Source organism: Streptomyces sp. NPDC001514 (assembly GCF_053597075.1).
Genome location: NZ_JBSFHO010000033.1, coordinates 19,969 through 40,085, shown reverse-complemented (window position 1 = coordinate 40,085; position 20,117 = coordinate 19,969). Strand labels below are relative to the sequence as shown.

21 protein-coding genes and 1 tRNA gene are annotated in these 20,117 nt (G+C 70.2%); 19 read left to right on the top strand and 3 right to left on the bottom strand.

From position 1 onward, the window contains the following. Positions 1–106 precede the first annotated feature (106 nt). Positions 107–1,021, top strand: coding sequence for a nitroreductase/quinone reductase family protein (locus ACWCXB_RS28625; protein ID WP_450726644.1), 915 nt, complete (start codon positions 107–109; stop codon positions 1,019–1,021). Between the two features lie 4 nt (positions 1,022–1,025). Here ACWCXB_RS28625 and ACWCXB_RS28620 read toward each other — a convergent pair whose 3' ends face one another. After that, entirely contained in the window at positions 1,026–1,409 is a 384-nt protein-coding gene (locus ACWCXB_RS28620; RefSeq protein ID WP_450726643.1) for an ArsR/SmtB family transcription factor, read from the bottom strand. A 102-nt stretch (positions 1,410–1,511) separates the two neighbouring features. Between ACWCXB_RS28620 and ACWCXB_RS28615 the strand changes: the two genes are divergently transcribed. From ACWCXB_RS28615 to ACWCXB_RS28570, 10 genes are all read left to right on the top strand, one after another. Then, positions 1,512–2,489, top strand: a complete 978-nt coding sequence (locus ACWCXB_RS28615; protein ID WP_450726688.1) for a quinone oxidoreductase family protein — start codon at positions 1,512–1,514, stop codon at positions 2,487–2,489. Continuing rightward, positions 2,486–3,433, top strand: a complete 948-nt coding sequence (locus ACWCXB_RS28610; protein WP_450726642.1) for a 2-dehydropantoate 2-reductase — start codon at positions 2,486–2,488, stop codon at positions 3,431–3,433. Before ACWCXB_RS28615 ends, ACWCXB_RS28610 begins: the two co-directional genes overlap by 4 nt. 123 nt (positions 3,434–3,556) lie before the next feature. Further along, positions 3,557–3,976 carry a YciI family protein gene (locus ACWCXB_RS28605; RefSeq protein WP_450726641.1) on the top strand — a complete coding sequence of 140 codons (420 nt, stop codon included), beginning with the start codon at positions 3,557–3,559 and terminating at the stop codon, positions 3,974–3,976. Beyond that, complete coding sequence (locus ACWCXB_RS28600; protein ID WP_450726640.1) at positions 3,973–5,202, top strand: RNA polymerase sigma factor; 1,230 nt, start codon at positions 3,973–3,975, stop codon at positions 5,200–5,202. Before ACWCXB_RS28605 ends, ACWCXB_RS28600 begins: the two co-directional genes overlap by 4 nt. Before the next feature lie 121 nt (positions 5,203–5,323). Next, positions 5,324–6,577: a YncE family protein gene (locus tag ACWCXB_RS28595; RefSeq protein ID WP_450726639.1), complete on the top strand. Its 1,254-nt coding sequence runs from the start codon at positions 5,324–5,326 to the stop codon at positions 6,575–6,577. Between the two features lie 90 nt (positions 6,578–6,667). Continuing rightward, positions 6,668–7,429, top strand: a complete 762-nt coding sequence (locus ACWCXB_RS28590) for a class I SAM-dependent methyltransferase (RefSeq protein WP_450726638.1) — start codon at positions 6,668–6,670, stop codon at positions 7,427–7,429. A gap of 45 nt (positions 7,430–7,474) precedes the next feature. Further along, entirely contained in the window at positions 7,475–8,056 is a 582-nt protein-coding gene (locus tag ACWCXB_RS28585) for an HhH-GPD-type base excision DNA repair protein (protein WP_450726637.1), read from the top strand. A gap of 160 nt (positions 8,057–8,216) precedes the next feature. Beyond that, positions 8,217–9,758 carry a M28 family metallopeptidase gene (locus tag ACWCXB_RS28580; protein WP_450726687.1) on the top strand — a complete coding sequence of 514 codons (1,542 nt, stop codon included), beginning with the start codon at positions 8,217–8,219 and terminating at the stop codon, positions 9,756–9,758. Positions 9,759–10,281: 523 nt separating this feature from the next. Further along, complete coding sequence (locus ACWCXB_RS28575; protein WP_003999914.1) at positions 10,282–10,578, top strand: type II toxin-antitoxin system VapB family antitoxin; 297 nt, start codon at positions 10,282–10,284, stop codon at positions 10,576–10,578. A 180-nt stretch (positions 10,579–10,758) separates the two neighbouring features. Then, a complete protein-coding gene (locus tag ACWCXB_RS28570; protein WP_450726636.1) occupies positions 10,759–11,379 on the top strand; it encodes a LytR C-terminal domain-containing protein in 621 nt (206 codons plus the stop codon). A gap of 92 nt (positions 11,380–11,471) precedes the next feature. Here the strand turns inward: ACWCXB_RS28570 and upp are convergent, their stop codons facing one another. After that, positions 11,472–12,107, bottom strand: coding sequence for a uracil phosphoribosyltransferase (gene upp, locus ACWCXB_RS28565; protein WP_450726635.1), 636 nt, complete (start codon positions 12,105–12,107; stop codon positions 11,472–11,474). 99 nt (positions 12,108–12,206) lie between these two features. Here upp and ACWCXB_RS28560 point away from each other — a divergent pair, with 99 nt between their 5' ends. The 5 genes from ACWCXB_RS28560 to ACWCXB_RS28540 all read left to right on the top strand — a co-directional run bounded on the left by ACWCXB_RS28560 (position 12,207) and on the right by ACWCXB_RS28540 (position 17,190). Continuing rightward, complete coding sequence (locus ACWCXB_RS28560; protein ID WP_450726634.1) at positions 12,207–12,440, top strand: hypothetical protein; 234 nt, start codon at positions 12,207–12,209, stop codon at positions 12,438–12,440. A gap of 158 nt (positions 12,441–12,598) precedes the next feature. After that, positions 12,599–13,138: a tRNA adenosine deaminase-associated protein gene (locus ACWCXB_RS28555; RefSeq protein ID WP_450726633.1), complete on the top strand. Its 540-nt coding sequence runs from the start codon at positions 12,599–12,601 to the stop codon at positions 13,136–13,138. A gap of 47 nt (positions 13,139–13,185) precedes the next feature. Next, entirely contained in the window at positions 13,186–13,614 is a 429-nt protein-coding gene (gene tadA, locus ACWCXB_RS28550; RefSeq protein ID WP_450726632.1) for a tRNA adenosine(34) deaminase TadA, read from the top strand. 59 nt (positions 13,615–13,673) lie between these two features. After that, a tRNA-Ser gene (locus ACWCXB_RS28545) sits at positions 13,674–13,758 on the top strand. A 342-nt stretch (positions 13,759–14,100) separates the two neighbouring features. Further along, a complete protein-coding gene (locus ACWCXB_RS28540; protein WP_450726631.1) occupies positions 14,101–17,190 on the top strand; it encodes a CARDB domain-containing protein in 3,090 nt (1,029 codons plus the stop codon). 89 nt (positions 17,191–17,279) lie between these two features. Here the strand turns inward: ACWCXB_RS28540 and ACWCXB_RS28535 are convergent, their stop codons facing one another. After that, positions 17,280–17,882 carry a dihydrofolate reductase family protein gene (locus ACWCXB_RS28535; protein ID WP_450726630.1) on the bottom strand — a complete coding sequence of 201 codons (603 nt, stop codon included), beginning with the start codon at positions 17,880–17,882 and terminating at the stop codon, positions 17,280–17,282. Between the two features lie 495 nt (positions 17,883–18,377). Here ACWCXB_RS28535 and ACWCXB_RS28530 point away from each other — a divergent pair, with 495 nt between their 5' ends. From ACWCXB_RS28530 to ACWCXB_RS28520, 3 genes are all read left to right on the top strand, one after another. Beyond that, positions 18,378–18,542 carry a hypothetical protein gene (locus ACWCXB_RS28530; protein ID WP_450726629.1) on the top strand — a complete coding sequence of 55 codons (165 nt, stop codon included), beginning with the start codon at positions 18,378–18,380 and terminating at the stop codon, positions 18,540–18,542. 21 nt (positions 18,543–18,563) lie between these two features. Next, a complete protein-coding gene (locus ACWCXB_RS28525; protein WP_450726628.1) occupies positions 18,564–18,857 on the top strand; it encodes a Dabb family protein in 294 nt (97 codons plus the stop codon). A 236-nt stretch (positions 18,858–19,093) separates the two neighbouring features. Continuing rightward, complete coding sequence (locus ACWCXB_RS28520; protein WP_450726627.1) at positions 19,094–19,927, top strand: RNA polymerase sigma factor SigF; 834 nt, start codon at positions 19,094–19,096, stop codon at positions 19,925–19,927. Positions 19,928–20,117 lie beyond the last annotated feature (190 nt).

The window sequence follows — 20,117 nt, the reverse complement described above, 5'->3', positions numbered from 1 at the left end:
GTACCCGGCCCTGGCGTGAGCGCGGGGCGGGCGAGAGGCCCGCCTTCTTCTTTCTTCTCCGTTTGTGTTCGACGTTTCCGTTCGACCCCTGAGAAGAAAGCAGCGCATGCCCAACGACTTCAACCAGCAGATCATCGACGAGTTCCGTGCCAACGGCGGACGTGTCGGCGGCCCCTTCGAGGGCGGCCGACTGCTCCTGCTCACCACCACCGGGGCGCGAACCGGCGCCCGCCACACCACGCCCGTGGGCTATCTGCCCGACGGCGGCGAGCGCGTCCTGGTCATCGCATCGGCCGGTGGCGCGCCGAGGCATCCGGACTGGTTCCACAACCTGGTGGCCCATCCACGCGTCACCGTCGAGGCCGGAGTGTTCACGTACGAGGCCGAGGCCGTCGTCCTGGAGGGCGCCGAGCGGGATCGCGCCTTCGCCCGCGCGGTCGAGGCCGATCCCGGGTGGGCCGAGTACCAGGCCAGGGCGGAGCGGGTGATCCCCGTGGTCGCCCTCGAGGAGATCCCCGGTCCGCCGAACATCGCCGCGGCGTCGTTCGGGGCGGCCGTCAAGGCCGTGCACGACGGGTTCCGGCAGGAGCTGGCGCTGATCCGCAAGGAGATCGCCGAGTGGCACGCGGCGACGGAGTCGCCGTCACAGTCGGAGTCCGGGCCCGGGTCCGAGCGGGGTCCCGGCACCGGCATCGGCATCGGCATCGGAGCCCAGCTCCGGGTGAACTGCCTGACCGTCTGCGCCGGAGTGCACAACCACCACACCGGCGAGGACGCCGGGATGTTCCCGCTCCTCGCGGAGCGCCATCCGGAGCTCGCCCCGGTCCTGGACCGGCTGCGCGACGAGCACGTGCGCATCGCCGAGCTCGTCGAGGACCTGCGGAAGGTCGTATCGGCCGAAGGGGCCGACGCCGCACGGGTCCGCGCCGAGGTCGAGCGGCTCACGGACGAGCTGGAGAGCCATCTGCTCTACGAGGAGGAGCAGCTGATCCCGGTGCTCGACCCGCCACAGGCGCCCTGAGTTCTCAGCCGCCGTCGGGAGCGTCGGGTCCGGCCTCCCGGCGGCGGTCCTCGTCCGGACGCAGGACCAGGGCCAGCAGCCCAGGGAAGCGTGCGTCGAACTCCTCGCGGCGCAGCCGGTTGACGCGCTTGGGTCCCTCGTCGCGCTGTTCGACCAGGCCGGCCGCGCGCAGGACCGAGAAATGGTGGCTGAGCGCCGCCTTGCCGACCGGTACGTCGAAGCTGCCGCAGGCGCGCGTCCAGTCGGCAGAGCCCGCGAGCTCACGCACGAGCTGGATGCGCACGGGGTCGGCGAGCGCGGAGAGGGCGACCAGGACGGGGACCTCGTCGGGGTGCGTGTGCACAGGGGCGGCGCGGTGTCCGCCGCTCGCCGCCGTCCCATCGGTCATGGCCGCCTGCTCCTTCTCTTGTTCTCTTGCCGAGTGTTCGATGAGGATCATACACTTCGAGTGTTCGACTCCCATTGAACACTTCGAAGGATGTGTACTGCTGTGCGTGCGGTCGAGATCCATGAGTACGGCGGTCCCGAGGTGCTGAAGGTCGTACGGACCGACGCACCCGATCCGGGACCGGGCGAGGTCACCATCGACGTCGCCTACGCGGGCGTGAACTTCGCGGACCTCAAGGCGCGGGCCGAGGGCTACCGGGTCCCCGCCCTGCCCTACGTCCCCGGCCTCGAGGTCTCGGGCCGGATCCGGGCCGTCGGCACGGACGTGGCGGACCTGCGCCCGGGCCAGGAGGTCGCCGCGCTCACCGCCGCGGGCGGGTACGCCGAGGTCGTGGCGGTACCGGCCGCCTCGGTGTTCCCGCTGCCCGAAGGGGTGGATCTGCGCACCGGCGCGACGCTCCCCACCGTGCTGCCGACCGCGCACGCCCTGCTGCACGAGGTGGGACGGCTGCGCGCCGGCGAGACCGTGCTGGTCCACGGCGCGGCGGGCGGCGTCGGCACGGCGGCCGGGCAGCTGGCGCGGGCGGCGGGCGCGAGGGCGGTGTACGGCGTGGTGTCGTCGGCCGCGAAGGCCGGGCACGCACTCGAGCACGGCTACGACGAGGTGTTCGTCGGTGACTCCTTCCCGGACGAGGTCCGCCGTGCCACCGACGGCCGCGGCGTCGACCTGCTGCTCGACCCGGTGGGCGGTGACACCCTCCGCCGCGGTCTCGACGCGCTCGCCGTCTTCGGGCGGCTCGTGTCGTACGGCAACGCGAGCGGGGCGGAGCCCTGGCAGGTGGGTCCCGCCGAGCTCTACGGATCCGGCCGTACGGTCGCGGGCTTCTCCATCCTCGCGCTCGCGCAGACCGCCCCCGAGGCGCTGCGGGCCCTCGCCGAACGCGCCTTCCGCACCGTCACGGACGGAGTCGTGGAGCTTCCGGTCACCGCGGAGTTCCCCCTGGAGGACGCGGCCGGGGCGCACGCACTGATGGGCGGCCGGACGTCGACGGGCAAGCTGCTGCTGAAGGTGGCCCCATGAGCGCGAAGAATCCCCTGAAGATCGCCGTGATCGGCACCGGCGGTGTCGGCGGCTACTTCGGCGGCCGCCTCGCGCTCGCCGGCCACGACGTCGCCTTCGTCGCCCGCGGCCCCCACCTCGAAGCGCTCCGGCGCGACGGGCTCACCGTGGAGAGCGTGGCGGGCGACTTCGCCGTGTCGCCGGCCCGTGCGACGGACGACACGGCGGAGATCGGCGAGGTGGACTACGTACTCCTGTGCGTGAAGACGTGGCAGCTGCCGTCCGCCATCGACGCACTGCGTCCGCTCCTGGGCACCGACACAGCCGTGGTCACGCTCCAGAACGGGGTCGAGGCGCCCTCCGAGGTCGCCGGGGCCATCGGCCGGGACGCGGTCCTGCCGGGCACAGCGAAGATCATCGCGCAGCTCGACGGTCCCGGGCGGGTACGTCATGTCGGCGGACCCGGCCTGCTGGCCTTCGCGGAGTGGGACAACCGGCCGACGGACCGGGTCGGGCGGCTGCGGGCCGCACTCGACGCGGCGGACGGGGTGACGGCCGTGTTGTCCGAGGACATCTGGGCCGAGCTCTGGGCGAAGTTCCTGTTCGTCGTGCCGCCCGGCGGGCTCGGCGCCGTGACGGACGCGCCGTTCGGGGTCCTGCGCACCCGGCCGGGGACCCGGCAGCTGCTCGTGGCGGCGATGACCGAGATCCGGCAGGTGGCGCTGGCGACGGACGTCAAGCTGCCGGACGATGTCGTAGCGACGGCGATGGCGTTCCTCGACCAGCAGCCCGCCACCGGTACGACGTCGCTGCACCGCGACCTCGTGGCCGGTCTCCCCTCCGAGCTGGAGGCCCTGACCGGCGCGGTGGTGCGCATCGGCGAGCGGACGGGGACGGCGACGCCCGTGAACAGCGTCCTCTACGAGGTGCTGCGCCTGCGGGAGGAGGCGTCGCAGGGCACCTGACGGCGAGGATCGCGAAGGCCGCAAAAAATTCTCGCGTGCCGTGTCGAGAAACCGTCATCCGCTCCGACGTCCCCTGTGAGAGTTGCCCACAAGGGGCGGCACCCCACCCGAGGGAGCGAAACCATGAAGTACCTGGTGATGGTTCAGGGCTCGCAGGCCGACTACGACGCGATGAGCGGCAAGGCCTCCGAGCACAGCCCGGCCTGGAGCGAGAAGGACCTGCAGGCGATGTTCTCCTTCATGGAGGCCGTCAACAACGACCTGGCCGAAACCGGTGAGCTCGTGGACGGGCAGGGCCTGGTCGAGCCCGCGCAGACCCGCTTCGTGAGCACGGGCGAGGACGGCCGCCCGGTCATCTCGGACGGTCCCTACGGCGAGACGAAGGAGCTGCTCGCCGGGTACTGGGTGCTGGAATGCGAGAGCTTCGACCGGGTGACCGAGATCGCGGCCCGTATCGCCCGGTGCCCGTCCCCCGAGGGCGCGCCCGACTACCCGGTGGTCATCCGTCCGATCCAGGACGGCGGGGGCGACCTCTGCCGGTGAAGCGCCCGACCGAGGTCGAGGACCTGCTGCGTCTGCACGCGCCGCAGGTCCTCGGCGCGCTGGTACGCCGGTACGGACACTTCGGCCCCGCCGAGGACGCCGTACAGGAGGCGCTGCTCGCCGCCGCGCAGCAGTGGCCCGATGCGGGCGTGCCGGACAATCCGCGCGGCTGGCTGATCAAGGTGGCCTCGCGGCGCCTCACCGACCAGCTGCGCAGCGACGAGGCGCGACGCCGCCGCGAGGAGACGGCCGCGCAGCTCGCGCCCAGGGACGCCTTCGTCGCCCCGCCGCCCGGTGAGGGCAGGGCGCCTTCCGATGACGACACCCTCACACTGCTGTTCCTCTGCTGCCATCCCGATCTGACGCCCGCCGCGCAGATCGCGCTCACGCTGCGGGCCGTCGGCGGTCTGACGACGGCGGAGATCGCCCGCGCGCTGCTGCTGCCCGAGGCGACGACGGCCCAGCGCATCAGCCGGGCCAAGGCGAGGATCAAGGGCGTGCCCTTCCGCCCGCCGGTCCCCGAGGACCGCGACCGGCGGCTGGCGGCGGTGCTCCAGGTCCTCTACCTGATCTTCAACGAGGGCTACACGGCCACCTCGGGCGCCGCGCTGCACCGCGCCGACCTGGCCCACGAGGCGATCCGGCTGACCCGTGCCGTACGCAGGCTGCTGCCCCGGGAGGGCGCGGTCACCGGGCTGCTGGCCCTCATGCTCCTCACCGAGGCGCGGAGTGCGGCCCGCACCGGCCCGCACGGCGAGCTCATCCCCCTCGACGAGCAGGACCGCACGCTGTGGAACCGCGACGCGATCGCCGAGGGCACGGCCCTGGTGGAGGAGGCCCTCTCCGAAGGACCCGCGGGCGCCTACCAGTTGCAGGCGGCGATCGCGGCGCTCCACGACGAGGCGGCGCGGGCGGAGGACACCGACTGGCCGCAGATCCTCGCCCTGTACGACGTGCTCCTACGCAGGGCACCCGAGCCGATGGCCGAGCTGGGGAGGGCGGTGGCCGTGGCCATGGTGGAAGGGCCGGAGGCGGGGCTGGCCGAAGTGGCGAAGCTGGAGGACCGGTTGGCGGGGCACCACCGGCTCGATGCCGTACGGGCCCATCTGCTGGAGAAGGCCGGGGACCGGGAGGGTGCGCGGGCGGCGTACCAGCGGGCGGCCCAGCGCACGCTCAGCGTCCCGGAGGCCCGCTATCTCCAGCTGCGGGCGGCCGGGCTGAGCTGAGTCCGGATCGAGTCCGGTCCGGAGTCTGGCCTTTCATCTGACCCGCCAGTACCTTACCGCGCAGTAAGTTCCTGTCTCCCTCCTGCCCCACGCCCCTGCCCCACGCCTTCAGGAGCGCACCGTGAAGACAGCACTGACCCCTGCCGTCGCCGCCCTCGCCGCAGCCCTGGCCCTCAGCGCGACGTCCGCGGCCCCGGCGGCCGCGACCACGTCCCCCGACGGCCTCCGGGAGGTGCTCTTCGTCGGGAACAACTGGGAAGGCACCGCCGACGTACTCGAATCGTCCGGAGCCCTCACGAAGGTCGGCCGGATCAATGTCGTTCCGGACAAGGACGAGCGGCTGCTGGAGATCCACCTCAACCCCGTGAAGCTGGCCTACTTCCTCGGGATACGGATGACGGTGGGCGAGGGCCACGACCAGTTCGTGGACGACATGTACTCGACCCCCGACGGGTCGGCGATCGTCGTCTCGCGCCCCAGCTTCGCCGACGTCGCCTCGATCGATGTCGCCACCAACAAGGTCAACTGGCGCTTCCCCGTGTCCGGCTACCGCTCCGACCACATGGCCGTCTCCCCGGACGGCAAGCGCGTCGCCGTGTCCGCCTCCACGTCGAACACCGTGCATGTCCTGGACATCGGGACCGGCCGCGAGACCGGCTCGTTCACGACCGGGGACAAGCCGCACGAGAACGTCTTCACGGCCGACGGCAGATACATCTGGAACATGGCCATCGGGGAGGTCAACACCGCACTCGACGACCCGTTCTTCGACTGGACCAAGGGCGACCGGAAGATCACGGTCGTGGACGCACAGACCTACGGGACGGTGAAGGTCATCGACATGCGGCAGCGGCTGGACGCGTTCGGCCGCAAGGACCTGTCCGACGCGGTACGGCCGGTGGCGTTCACGCCCGACGAGTCGAAGCTCTACTTCCAGGTGTCGTTCTTCAACGGCTTCCTCGAGTACGACGTCGCCGCCGACAGGATCACCCGCCAGAAGACGCTCCCGAAGAACCCGGCCACCAGCGAGGACCGCACGACCTGGGTCAACGACTCGCGCCACCACGGCCTGTCGATGAGCCCGAAGGGCGACAAGCTCTGCATCGCCGGGACGATGGACGACTACGCAACGGTCGTCGACCGGGCGACCCTCCAGGAGGGGCCGCTCGTCGCGGCGTCGAAGCCGTACTGGGCGACGGTGAGCGGGGACGGCAAGTCCTGCGTCATCTCCGAGAGCGGCGCCGACACGGTCACGGCGATCGACTTCGCGACCGGGCGGAAGGTGGCGAGCGTGCCGGTGGGCGACCATCCGCAGCGCGTACGGCTCGGCCATGTGGCGGCGGACTGGACGGGTCCTTCCGCCACGCGGGAATAGCCATGGCGTGAACACGGACCGTTCGTGTGGGACAGACGTGGCCATGGCAAACCAGTTGGCAGAGGCCGTGTCCGGAGGGACGATCGGTCCATGACTCGCACGTTCGACCACCTCGTCGCCGAGGCCGAGTCCGTGTCCGTGGCCGGCTGGGACTTCTCGTGGCTCGACGGCCGGGCCACCGAGCAGCGCCCGTCCTGGGGCTACCAGCGCCTGATGAGCGAGCGGCTGGCGCGGGCCTCCGCCGCCCTCGACATCCAGACGGGCGGCGGGGAGGTCCTCGCCGGAGCGCCGAAGCTGCCGCCGCTCATGGTGGCCACGGAGTCCTGGCCGCCGAACGTCGCCAGGGCCACCAAGCTGCTCCACCCGCTGGGCGTGGCCGTCGTCGTCGACACCGACGAGCCGCCGCTCCCCTTCGGCGACGAGGCCTTCGACCTCGTCGTCAGCCGCCACCCGGTGACCGTTCGGTGGGACGAGATCGCCCGCGTACTGCGGCGGGGCGGCACGTACTTCTCCCAGCAGGTCGGCCCCGCCAGCGTCTTCGAACTGGTCGAGTACTTCCTCGGACCGCAGCCGGAGGAGGTGCGCCGCGCCCGCCATCCGGACGACGCGCGGGCGGCGGCCGAGGCGGCGGGCCTGGAGATCACCGACCTGCGGTCGGAGTCGCTGCGCACCGAGTTCTTCGACATCGGCGCGGTGATCTACTTCCTCCGGAAGGTGGTCTGGATGGTCCCTGGCTTCACCGTGGCCCGGTACCGCGGCCGCCTCCGCGAGCTCCACGACCGGATCGAGGCGGAGGGCCCGTTCGTCGCGCACACGACCCGCTTCCTGATCGAGGCCCGCAAGCCCGGCTGACGGACGGGACGTGCGTGGCGACCGCGCCGGCGTCATCATCGGGGCATGAGCCCCACGATTCATCTCGCCCAGCAGCCAGAAGCCGACGAACTCCTCGGTCGCAGCCCGCTCGCCGCCCTGGTCGGCATGCTGCTGGACCAGCAGGTCCCCATGGAATGGGCCTTCTCCGGCCCGTACACGATCGCCCGGCGCCTCGGCAGCGACGACCTGGACGCTCACGAGATCGCCGCCCACGACCCGGAGGCCTTCGGCGCGCTGCTGTCCGAGAAGCCGGCGGTGCACCGCTACCCGGGATCCATGGCGAAGCGGATCCAGCAGCTGTGCCAGTACCTCGTGGACGAGTACGACGGCGACGCGACGGCGCTGTGGCGGGACGCCGCGACGGGCAAGGAGCTGCTCGCGCGGCTCAACGCGCTGCCCGGATTCGGCAAGCAGAAGTCGCAGATCTTCCTGGCCCTGCTGGGCAAGCAGTTCGGCGTCACGCCGGAGGGCTGGCGGGAGGCGGCGGGACCGTACGGCGAGGAGGGCTCGTACCGTTCGGCGGCGGACATCACGGGCCCCGAGTCGCTGGCCAAGGTGCGCTCGTACAAGCAGGAGATGAAGCGCGCGGCGAAGACCGCCAAATGACCTACGCCTACGCCCGAAGACGTACAACCTGCTGTCAATGCGGCTAAATATCGCGTGAGTTGCGGCACAACTGTTCACAGAGCCATCAGAGATCGCTAACTTCCCCTCAACCTCGTTCGCACCGGGAAGGACCTCTGTGAACGCAACCCATCGCAGAGCCGTGGCCACCCTGGCCGCAGCCGCACTCGCGACCCCGCTCCTGCTGGCATCCGCCTCCCCCGCAACCGCCCACCGGCACGACCCTGCCAAGGAAGCGGCGAAGGAAGCAGCCAAGCTGTCGAAGCGGCTGGTACGCGAGTCGTCCGCCAAGGACGCCTACCAGCACCTCCAGAAGTTCCAGCAGATAGCCGACAGCGCCGGCGGCAACCGCGCCGCCGGGACGCTGGGCCACGACGCGTCCGCCGCGTACGTCTACCAGCTCCTGAAGAAGGCCGGGTACGACGTCTCGTACCAGGACTTCGAGTTCATCTACACCGAGACCAAGGCCCAGAGGCTGTCGGTGGTCTCGCCCGCGCCGCGCGATGTCGCGATAGCCGCGATGACGTACACCAAGTCGACGCCCGTGGGCGGTGTGAAGGCGGATCTGGTCGCCGCGCCCGTCGACGCCGACGGCACCAACGGCTGTGAGCCCGGCGACTTCGCCGCCGGCGCCTTCACCGGGAAGATCGCCCTGATCAAGCGCGGCGGCTGCACTTTCGCCCTCAAGCAGGAGAACGCGGCGGCCGCGGGCGCGATCGGCGCGGTGATCTACAACAACACCGAGGGCGTGCTCTCCGGCACGCTCGGCGCCCCGGAGGCGGGCAAGATCCCGACCGGCGGCGTCACCCTCGCCGAGGGCGAGAAGCTCGCCGCGGACCTCGCGAAGGGGCCGGTGAGCATCGACTTCGAGATCCGCCAGCTCCAGGAGAAGCGCACCACCCGCAACGTCATCGCGGAGACCAAGCACGGCAACGCCGCCAACACGGTGATGCTCGGAGCCCACCTGGACTCCGTCGTGGCGGGCCCCGGCATCAACGACAACGGCTCCGGCTCCGCCGGCCTGCTCGAAGTCGCCCTGGAGCTCGCCGAGTCCCACAAGCGGCCCGCCAACAAGGTGCGCTTCGCCTGGTGGGGCGCGGAGGAGAACGGTCTGCTCGGCTCGGAGCACTACGTCGCGAACCTCAGCGAGCTGGGCAAGAAGGAGATCAAGCTCTACCTCAACTTCGACATGATCGCGTCGCCGAACTACGGTCTGTTCGTGTACGACGGCGACAACTCGGACGGCGTCGGCGCACCGGCGGGCCCGGCGGGCTCCGCGCAGCTCGAGCGCGACATCAACGAGTTCATGGACAAGCTGGGCAAGCCGCACGAGGGCACGGACTTCACCGGCCGCTCCGACTACGGCCCGTTCGTCGAGGCGGGCATCGCGTCCGGGGGCACCTTCACCGGTGCGGAGGGCATCAAGACCGCTGCGCAGGCCGCGAAGTTCGGCGGCACGGCCGGGGTCGCGTACGACGCGTGCTACCACGCCAAGTGCGACGACATCAAGAACATCGACATGACGGCGTTCGACGTCAACATCGACGTCATCGCCAACGCGGTCGGCACCTACGCCCAGGACCTGAGCTCGCTCCGCAAGCCGGTCGTCACCGTCCCCACGGACGGCGACGCGGGCAGCGGCGGCGGCCTCCACGACGGCCACGACCACGACGTGACGGAGTAACGGGGCTCCGCCCTTCCGCCCGGACCCCTACGCCCTGCGGGCGCAGGGACCCTCACCTGGAACGCCGGTGGGGCTTCTCAGGAGCCCTACCGGCGTTTCCGTATCCCGGTGCCCGGCACACATCAAGCCCGTCCGGGTTCGAGGACGGACACACGGGCCGCCCGTGCGGTACCGAGCACACCGCCGGGGCCCGGTCACCGCCTGCGGCGGGCCGCCGATGCCCAGCGATATGAGCACCTCCTCCAGGTCGTACGCCGGATGCCGACCCCCTTCGAGCGAATCAGCCGCACGGAGCGCACCCAGGTCGAGCGCCGGCCCCGAGATGGCGTAACCGGCCACGATCTCTCCGGCCTCGGCGGGAATCGACCCCCGGCTGAGCCGAGGTGGCGGGCTGCGGGGCGGTCAGGGACGGCTCGGGCTCGCTCATGACAGAGCCCCGATTCCCGGTTTGTAGGTTTTTGCCCGGGATCGCACCGGCGCCGCCTGGCTGCGCCGACCGCCGCTTGCCCGGTAGGCTTTCCGTGTGATCTTCAAGCGCATCGGCAACGGGCGGCCGTATCCCGACCATGGCCGGGAAAGCACCCGGCAGTGGGCGGATGTCGCGCCGCGCCCGGTCCGCCTCGATCAGCTCGTGACCACCAAGGGCCAGCTGGATCTCGAGACCCTGCTCGCCGAGGACTCCACGTTCTACGGCGATCTCTTCGCCCACGTCGTGAAGTGGCAGGGCGATCTGTACCTCGAGGACGGACTGCACCGCGCCGTGCGCGCGGCGCTCCAGCAGCGCCAGGTGCTGCACGCCCGCGTGCTGGAGCTGGACTGACGGCCGGACGCCCCGCCGACACTTCGGCCCGACCCCACACCGGCCCGACGGTCGGCCGATCTTCCCGGGCCCGGATCCACGGCGTTTTCCGACCCGTACGGGCGGAGTTTCCGACCCATACGGGCTCAGTGCGATGATCGTTTAGTAGGCAGGGCCGCGCGACCGCACTACGCTGCGCCCATGAGCATGCTCACTCCCCCAGGCATGGGCGGAAAGTACCGCATTACGGGCAACGCCTATCCGCGTATGCGCCGCCCCCGACGCCGCCGCAGGATCGTGCTCGCAGTCGTCGCAGCCGCGGCCGTCCTAGGCCTCGGCGGCTGGGGGACGCTGCAGCTCATCGATGTGTTCACGGGCGGCGGGAAGAAGACCACGGCCAAGTCGGGCCAGGCGGCCTGCAGGCCCCGGGTGACCGTCTCCGCCGCGCCCCTCCCACCGAAACCCGCCCAGATCACGGTGAACGTCTACAACGCGACCCCGCGCAGCGGACTCGCCAAGGCCACCGCCGACGAGCTGCGCAAACGCGGGTTCGCCATCGGCAAGGTGGGCAATGCCCCGGTGGAGTACGACAAGAAGGTCCCCGGCACCGCGATACTGCTGGGCGCCTCCCCCGCGCACGAAGGATCGTTCCGGGTGCTCGCCACACAGCTGGCCGGCACCCAGCTCAGGACGGACGCCCGCAAGACCGCGGACGTCGATCTGATCCTGGGCACCGCCTTCAAGGCGCTCACCGCCAAACCGGCATCGGACAGGGCGCTGGCGGCCCTTGCCACCCCGCCGAAGTCGGCCACGACGTGCTGACGACAGTGCTGAGCGGCTGCTCGCCGAGCAGCCGCTCCTGACCGTCGCAGTCCCGCCGCCCGCCCGCGCGAGGGCGGGCGGGACTGTGCGCGCTACTCCGCCGCGCCGTACATCCGGTCGCCCGCGTCGCCCAGGCCCGGGACGATGTAGCCCTGCTCGTTGAGCCGCTCGTCGACCGAGGCCGTGACGACCGTCACCGGCGTGCCCGCCAGCTCGCGCTCCATGACCTCGACGCCCTCCGGCGCCGCCAGCAGCACGACCGCGGTCACATCGTCCGCACCGCGCTTGATCAGCTCCTGGATGGCCGCCACCAGCGTGCCGCCGGTGGCCAGCATCGGGTCCAGGACGTACACCTGGCGGCCGGAGAGGTCCTCGGGCATGCGTGTCGCGTACGTCGACGCCTCGAGGGTCTCCTCGTCGCGGATCATCCCGAGGAAGCCCACCTCGGCGGTCGGCAGCAGCCGCACCATGCCGTCGAGCATGCCGAGCCCGGCCCGCAGGATCGGCACCACCAGCGGTCGCGGGCGGGAGAGCTTGACGCCCGTGGTCCGCGACACCGGGGTCTGGATGTCGATCTGCTCGGTGCGCACGTCCCGGGTGGCCTCGTACGCGAGCAGGGTCACCAGCTCGTCGGCGAGCCGCCGGAAGGTCGGGGAGTCGGTGCGCTGGTCGCGCAGGGTGGTGAGCTTGTGCGCCACCAGGGGGTGGTCGACGACGTGGATCCGCATGGGCCCAACAGTAGCCGGGAGCAGCCACCCCCTGGCATCAACGGCCGCTTCGGAGGGAAGGTGGGACATGCCCCTTCCAGCACCGAGGTGGTGTGGCCGATGCCGGACCGGGAACAGCAGGACCCGCGGGATCCGCCGGACCCGCGGGCACAGACAGAACAGGAGCGGGAACGGGAACGGGAACAGGATGCCGACGCCGATCGACGCCGGCGGCGCGCCCAGTTCCTGCGCGAGCTGAACGAGGCGAAGGCGCTGCGCGAGCGCGTCCAGCCACGGCGGGCGCGGGCGGCCAGGATGCGCCAGGCCATGCGGATGCGCACCTTCCGCTGGTGAGCCCCGAGTGCACGCATGTGGGCGCTCTTGACTGAACGCGTGCACGACGCAACGCCGGAAGACCTCTCGCGAAGCCGTTGTTTCTGTCACGATTCCGAAAGGGCGGGGCACCAAGCGCACCGCCGGTCGTCACAACTCTGATCAGTGGGAGAGTCACGGTGTACTTCGCCGCACTGCTCGCGCGCACCGAAGACGGGTGGGAAGCGAGCGACACAGAGCTCGACGATGTGGAGACCCTGTCGGATCTGACCGACTTGGCCCGCGAGGCCTCGATGGACGAGGACACGGTGCTCGTCTTCATCGAGCAGGAGGACGCGTGGTTCGGCGTCGTCCGCGTGGAGGGCGAGGAGGATCCTCGTATCTACGTCTCGGACGCGGCCGCGGCCGCCCGCTCCTCGTACGGGGAGATCCTCACCAAGGAACTGCTGGGCGGGGACCAGGACGACGACGACGCCGACCTGGACTCGCTGGACCTCGACGGCACGGAGGACGGCGAGCCCGCCGTGGCGGACGACGAGGAGGAAGAGGAGGAGACCTCGGTCTCGGCGGAGTTCGTCCCGACCGGACCGGCCGGCGACCGCGAGATCCTCGCGGACCTGGGCATGTCCGAGAAGGAGCTGCTGGCCCTGGACACGGACGCGCTCGGTGAGATCGCCGACGCGCTGGGTGCCGCCGAGGTGCTGGAGACCGTCCGCTAGTGACCGAAGCGCCCGTGGACCCCGTACGTGCTCCGTGGGAGGCGCCCATGCGTCTCGCCCTCAAGGAGGCGGCGCGGGCGGCGCAGGCCGGTGACGTACCGGTCGGCGCCGTCGTCCTGGACCCGGACGGGGCGGTCCTCGCCACGGGCCACAACGAACGCGAGCTGACCGGTGACCCGACCGCGCACGCCGAGGTGCTCGCGCTCCGGAGGGCCGCGGCCAGGCGCGGGGAGTGGCGGCTCACCGGCTGCACCCTCGTCGTGACACTGGAGCCGTGCACGATGTGCGCGGGCGCGCTGGTGCTGTCCCGGGTGGACCGGGTGGTCTACGGCGCGCGGGACGAGAAGGCGGGCGCGGCCGGCTCGCTCTGGGATCTCGTACGGGACCGGCGGCTCAACCACCGCCCGGAAGTGATCCTCGGGGTGCTGGAGCCGGAGTGCTCGGAGCAGTTGTCGGCGTTCTTCCGGGACCGCTGACGGAGCGCTGACCGATATCGATTTCAGAGCACGGCCCACCTTGGGCTAAGCTCTCTCCCGGTAGCGTGTCCGAGCGGCCGAAGGAGCTCGCCTCGAAAGCGAGTGTGGCGCAAGTCACCGAGGGTTCAAATCCCTCCGCTACCGCTGGTAGACGAAAGGGCGGTCCCGATGGGGCCGCCCTTTCGCGATCTTCCGTCTCGGTTTCCGCCGGGCGGCATTGGACGGGCATCGGCGCGCGAGCTGTCGTACAGCAGCCACGAGAAAGCGAGCCGTTTCTTTCGGACCACCTCGCTGACCGGATGAAGCCGGCGGCGACGTGCGCAGGTCCGGGGGGACTTCCCCTTCATCCGTTCGGGCGGAACTCTCGTTCGTCGTCCGAATAGTCTTCGCACCGACTGGCACGATTCATGAGCAAATGATCCCTTGCTCTGCACTCATGCCGGTTCCTGTGCATCGGGCGGGGGTTCGCGTACACGCGGAGGCAGAATGCCGAAGTCCCCCCGACCATCCACCCGACAACGCCTGGCCGCGGTCGCTGCGGCGGCCGGCCTGCTGCTACCGGGCCTGTGGCTGATGCCCGGGCTGCCCGGGCCTGCGGAGGCCGCTCCTCCGCCGCCGCTGGGCCTCACCGTCACCGTCAGCCTGGACTGGTTCGAGCGGTTCGAGGTCCCCGACGACGGCATCGACGAGGAGGGTGAGTTCTATCCGGAGGTGAAGATCGGGGACAACGCGTTGCAGCGGGGCCGGGTCGTCTCCGACGACGCCTTCCACCCGAACACCCTGTCGCCGGGCCCGTGGGTCTTCACCCAGGAGGTCACCCTTCCCGTCGACCAGACCGAGCTCGACATCAACGTGCAGATCAAGGACGAGGACGGCGGGACCAACTTCGCGGACGACCGGATGGACATCAGTCCGCAGAACCAGGACATCGACCTCAACCTCAAGTACAACGTGCTCACCGACAGCTGGTCCGGCGACTCGATCGGGCACGGGGCCGCTCTGGACACGCCGTGTCTCGACCGCGACCAGAAGCCGCAGGGTCAGGCGTGCGCCATCGGCGACGGCGACCCCAACTTCCCCAACGACGGCGACGGCAAGCGCGCCGCACTCGGGCTGACCATCTTCAGCAGCGACCACAGCGACGCCGACCAGGACGGCATCGCCGACCGGTACGAACGCTTCGGCGTGCGCAACCCGAACGGATCGATGGCCGTCGACCTCCCGGCCTTCAAGGCGGACCCGCTCCACAAGGACATCTTCCTCGAGCTCGACCACTCGGCGGGAACGCAGCCGTCCCACCAGACGGTCGAGGAGGTCAAGCGCGCCTTCGCACTGGCCCCGCTGTCGAATCCGGCGGGCGGGGACGGCATCACCCTGCACGTCGACACCGGTGGCCTGTATGACAGAAACGCCATGGAGGGCCCGCCGCAGGGCACCTGCAACGACGGAGTGGACAACGACAGGAAGCACGGTCCGGACGGCTCCGATCCGAACTGCCGCTACCGCGACCTCGGCGTCGAGGACTTCACCGCCAACTGCGACAACGACACCGACGACGACGAAGACGGCAAGAGGGACGAGGAGGACCCGGACTGCATCGTCGGTGAGGACCTGGGAGGCGGCGAGCAGATTCCGAGCCCGCTGAACAACTGCAAGCTCGACACCACGTTCTACGAGACCAAGAACGCCCGGCACCAGGCCCAACGTCAGAAGGCGTTCAACTACGTCCTCTACACGACCGAGGGCCCGGACTGCGACGCCGGCGGCGAGGCCCAGGGAACCGACATCATCCTCTACCGCCGCGACGCCGGGTCCCTCATGCACGAACTGGGACACAACCTCGGCCTGGACCACGGCGGGGACGAGGAGCACAACTGCAAGCCCAACTACGTGAGCGTGATGAACTACGACATGAATTCCGGCATCCCGCGCCTGGGCGGCGGAATGATCGTCGACTTCTCGCCCGCGCGCGTCACGACGGACGGCCGGCCGAGCGGCGATGTGCCGGGCCGGTCCAAGGCACCGCTGGAAGAGCTCAGGGAGAACGACCTCCGCGAGAGCCAGGTGCTCGACCCGCGCGACAACGCCAACCGGTTCGTCTTCTCGAACGGAAGGGGCGTCAAGCGCACCAACCCGCTGAACAGGAACCCGGACTGGAACGGCGACAATCCGTGGGGCTTCGGTGACGACGGCGACGCGGTCCAGGTCGTCAACATCGATGACGCGGGTCCGAAGGATTGCGAGAACAGCACCACCGACAGTCCGATGAAGGGCCACGACGACTGGACCCTGGTCGGGACCTCCATGCCGGACCGCTTCCCGAAGGCCGGTGAAGTGCAGCCCCCGAGGGAGTTCCCGCCCCTTCCGACCGCCGAGGAGGCCGAGCGGATCCTGGGGCTCATCAACACCACGGACCTCATCGTGACCATGACCGACGCACCGGATCCGGTCGCCGCCGGTGAGCGCCTGACCTGGACGGTCGACGTGTTCAACAACGGTCCCAACTCGTCCACGTCCACCCAGATCACCACCGAGCTACCCGCCGACGTCACCGACCCGGTCGCGACCGCCCCCTGCCTGACTGCCGGCCGGACGGTCACCTGCAACCTGAGCGAGGTGCCGCAGGGAGAGCGCAGGCAGTACACGATCAGCGCGCAGGTCCCGGCGGACCTGGTCTACCGCAACGCCGGGCCCAAGACGATCAGCGCCACCTCGACGGCGGCCAACCTCGCCGGCCCGGACTCACAGCCGGCCGACAACACCGCCACCGCGGAGACCAGGGTCATCGCCAAGGCCGATGTGCGGATCACCGAGGCCAGGGCCACCAGTCCGCTGGAGGTACTCATCGGCGAGCCCGGCACGGCCTCGCTGGAGGTCACCGTCGCCAACGACGGCCCGTCCAGCCCGGTCGACACCGTGCTGACCACCACGGCCACCGCGGATGCCGGGGTGAGCGTCACTCCGGCGACGGAGACCGCCCAGCAGACGGCGCTGAGCGTGGGCACGCCGCAGAAGGCCACGTACACCGCGCGGCTCGAATGCACCTCGCCCGGCGTCAAGCACGTACGGCTCGACTCCAAGCTGGCGTTGAAGAACGCCGAGGACGTCGATCCGGACCCGAGCAACAACACCGCATCCACCGCGTTCCAGATCGACTGCGTGGTGCCCATCGCGGTCAACGTCCGGCCGGGCGGCTTCCCGAACTCCGTCAACCTCAACACCGACGCCACCCTGGCCGCGCTGACCACCCGGGCCGGGGAGTACCGCCTGCCGCTGGACTTCGACGCGACGGACATCGACGTGTCCCAGACCTACTGGGGCCTGCGGGAACGGCTGTTCAACACCGCCACCCCCGCCGGAGCCAGGGAGACCCACGGCAGGGGCCACCCCGGTGACTCCTACGAGCTGGACGAGCGAACCCGCGACGGCGACACCGACCTCGTCCTGCACTTCAAGCCGAACGAGTCGGGGCTGAACCTCACCTCGACCCGGGCCTGCCTGAAGGGCAAGTACAGGGCCCCGGGCGGGCAGGTGCACACCTTCCTGGGCTGCGACTCCGTCAGGGTCGTGAACTGACTGCGGACGGCCCCGCCGGGGACCGGCGGGGCCGTCGAAGGGCACGGCGACCTGGCATCGCCTGGCGCGCCCCTTCGTGCTGTTCCGGCTCAGTTTCCGTCGCTCCTCGGCGAACGGTAGGTGCACACCTGCACGCCCGTCGCGCTGGTGACCGTGGAGACCAGCTCGAACGCGCGCAGCGCACCGTCCCCGGGGAAGATCGTTTTTCCGCCGCCGAGGATCACCGGCATGATCATGAGCCGGAGCTCGTCGACCAGGCCCTCGTGCAGGAGGGTGCGCACGAGCGTGGGGCTCCCCATGACCAACAGATCGCCGCCGGCGCTCTCGTGCAGCTCCCGGATGCGGGCGACGGCCTTGTCGCCGGGGATGCGCGTGGTGTTGTCCCACGTCAGCTCGGAGTCGCCCAGCGTCTCGGACACGACGTACTTCGGGATGGCGTTCATCCGGTCGGCGAACGGGTCGCCGGCCCGCTCGGGCCACGCCGCGGCCATCGTCTGCCAGGTGCGGCGCCCGAAGAGCAGCGCATCGGCCTTGCGCAGCGCATCGTCGAAGGCGCCGCCCACCACCTCCGGATCGAAGAACGGGTGCGTCCAGCCGCCGTGGGCGAAGCCGCCTTCGGTGTCCTCGTCGGGTCCGCCCGGCGCCTGCACGACGCCGTCCAGGCTCATGAACTCACTGATGACGATGCGCATGGGACTCGCTCCTCTTCCTCGCTCGGGCTTACGGCAATGGAGACCGTCCTGCCGCTCCGGAATCATCGTCGCCCCTGGATTTCCATCCGTCCCGGGAAGAGGGCGGAAGCAGGCACAGAAGGGCCCCGGTGTCCGGCACCGGGGCCCTTCCGCGTTGCAGTCGCCGTTCGCCCGCCCCTGCTGCCTTCCGAGGAGAGAAGGAGAGAGGAGGACGGGGGGAGCGGCATCAGGGGGACAAGCCGCTCCCCCCCTACGGGAACCGGTCCGCCGGACCCGGGCCGCTCTCGGGGGGAAGCTCACGGCCGGGGACCCCGCAGTGGGGGCCGGTTCCTCACCCTTCGGATTCCTGCCGGATCCTCCGGGTTCATCTCCCATCCTGCGCCGATGGGCACCGTTACCGGGCCGGGCAAAGGGCCCGGATCTCCGGGTCCTTGGTCCATAAAGGCTCAGTTAGACTCACGCGACTTGGCAGGGGCCGCAGGGGAGGCAGGACCGATGGTGCAAACGAAGAAGATCGCCCTCTACATAGTCGTCGTCTTCGTCCTGTACACGATCATCAACTCCCCGTCACGCGCGGCTGACCTGGTCCAGGTAGGGTTCGAAGGGATTTCGAGCGCCGCTCAAGGCGTCGGAGAGTTCATGACCGAGCTCGTCAACTAGCTCGACACGAGGAGCGTCCCCTTGATCCGCCATCTGGTCCTGTTCAAGCTCGACGAGGGCGTCCGGCGCGACGAGCCCCGCGTCGTCGCCGGCGTGAAGGCTTTCCAGGAGCTCGGCGGGGTCATCCCCGAGCTGGAGTTCTGGGAGTGCGCCTGGAACATCACCGAACGGCCGATCGCCTACGACTTCGCGATCAATTCGGCGGTCGCGGACACGGACGCCCTGAAGCGCTACCTCGAGCATCCGGCCCACCAGGCGGCCGCCGGACAGTGGCGCGAGTTCGCCACGTGGGTGATCGCCGACTACGAGTTCTGAGCCACCCGCCGACCCCGGCGCCCCGGCCCCCCGCCGCAACGGCGGGGGGCTTTGCCGTTCTCACCCGGGGTTCGGGGGTCGTCCCCCGAGAAAACACAGCGCCCCAACTTGCCCTCAACACGGCGTTATACGGTGCTTGCACACAGTGGACATGTCTTGTGATGCTATGACCGCTTTTGACGGATGAGTTGACCGAGATCGATCCGCTGTTCGAACCGTGAAGGGGTGGCGTGACCGTGCCGGCCAGTACTGCGCCTCAAGTGCCGCCCCTGAACGAGAGCGAGGTCCCCGCCGCCAGACCCCAGAGCCGGGGCGCGGACACCAGGGCGCTCACCCAGGTGCTGTTCGCCCAGCTCAAGGACCTGGAGCCGGGCAGTCCCGAGCACACACGGGTGCGTGCGGCGCTGATCGAGGCCAATCTGCCGCTCGTCCGGTACGCCGCCGCCCGCTTCCGCAGCCGCAACGAACCGATGGAGGACGTGGTCCAGGTCGGCACGATCGGCCTGATCAACGCGATCGACCGGTTCGACCCCGACCGCGGGGTCCAGTTCCCCACGTTCGCGATGCCGACCGTCGTCGGCGAGATCAAGCGGTACTTCCGCGACAACGTACGGACCGTGCATGTGCCGCGCCGGCTGCACGAGCTGTGGGTGCAGGTCAACGGCGCGACCGAGGACCTGACCACGGCGCACGGACGCTCCCCGACGACCGCGGAGATCGCCGAGCGGCTGAAGATCTCCGAGGACGAGGTCCTCGCCTGCATCGAGGCGGGGCGGTCGTACCACGCGACCTCGCTGGAAGCCGCCCAGGAGGGCGACGGGCTGCCCGGGCTGCTGGACCGGCTGGGTTACGAGGACCCGGCGCTGGCCGGGGTCGAGCACCGCGATCTCGTACGCCATCTGCTCGTACAGCTGCCCGAAAGGGAGCAGCGGATTCTGCTGCTCCGGTACTACAGCAATCTGACGCAGTCGCAGATCAGTGCGGAGCTGGGAGTGTCCCAGATGCATGTGTCAAGGCTCCTCGCCCGGAGCTTCGCGCGATTGAGATCCGCAAACAGGATCGAGGCGTAACCGAAACGGGTAGACCCCTTTCAGCCCATTTTGCGGGGCGCAAAAGCCGCAGACCCCCTTTTTCCTGCACTGATCTGACGCTCCGTTGTCGACATGTCACTACAGCGTGTTGCCGACATGTGACATTCTGCGGAAACCGCGTTTGCCGCGGCCCCGCCTCCGGTATTCAGGTGGAGGCTGCGTTCCTCCG

Bases quoted from the DNA above. Each gene is read 5' to 3' on its own strand.
- ACWCXB_RS28625 (WP_450726644.1), top strand. From the start codon at position 107: ATGCCCAACGACTTCAACCAGCAGATCATCGACGAGTTCCGTGCCAAC.
- ACWCXB_RS28620 (WP_450726643.1), bottom strand. From the start codon at position 1,409: ATGACCGATGGGACGGCGGCGAGCGGCGGACACCGCGCCGCCCCTGTG.
- ACWCXB_RS28610 (WP_450726642.1), top strand. From the start codon at position 2,486: ATGAGCGCGAAGAATCCCCTGAAGATCGCCGTGATCGGCACCGGCGGT.
- ACWCXB_RS28605 (WP_450726641.1), top strand. From the start codon at position 3,557: ATGAAGTACCTGGTGATGGTTCAGGGCTCGCAGGCCGACTACGACGCG.
- ACWCXB_RS28590 (WP_450726638.1), top strand. From the start codon at position 6,668: ATGACTCGCACGTTCGACCACCTCGTCGCCGAGGCCGAGTCCGTGTCC.
- ACWCXB_RS28585 (WP_450726637.1), top strand. From the start codon at position 7,475: ATGAGCCCCACGATTCATCTCGCCCAGCAGCCAGAAGCCGACGAACTC.
- ACWCXB_RS28570 (WP_450726636.1), top strand. From the start codon at position 10,759: ATGAGCATGCTCACTCCCCCAGGCATGGGCGGAAAGTACCGCATTACG.
- upp (WP_450726635.1), bottom strand. From the start codon at position 12,107: ATGCGGATCCACGTCGTCGACCACCCCCTGGTGGCGCACAAGCTCACC.
- ACWCXB_RS28560 (WP_450726634.1), top strand. From the start codon at position 12,207: ATGCCGGACCGGGAACAGCAGGACCCGCGGGATCCGCCGGACCCGCGG.
- tadA (WP_450726632.1), top strand. From the start codon at position 13,186: ATGCGTCTCGCCCTCAAGGAGGCGGCGCGGGCGGCGCAGGCCGGTGAC.
- ACWCXB_RS28540 (WP_450726631.1), top strand. From the start codon at position 14,101: ATGCCGAAGTCCCCCCGACCATCCACCCGACAACGCCTGGCCGCGGTC.
- ACWCXB_RS28535 (WP_450726630.1), bottom strand. From the start codon at position 17,882: ATGCGCATCGTCATCAGTGAGTTCATGAGCCTGGACGGCGTCGTGCAG.
- ACWCXB_RS28530 (WP_450726629.1), top strand. From the start codon at position 18,378: ATGGTGCAAACGAAGAAGATCGCCCTCTACATAGTCGTCGTCTTCGTC.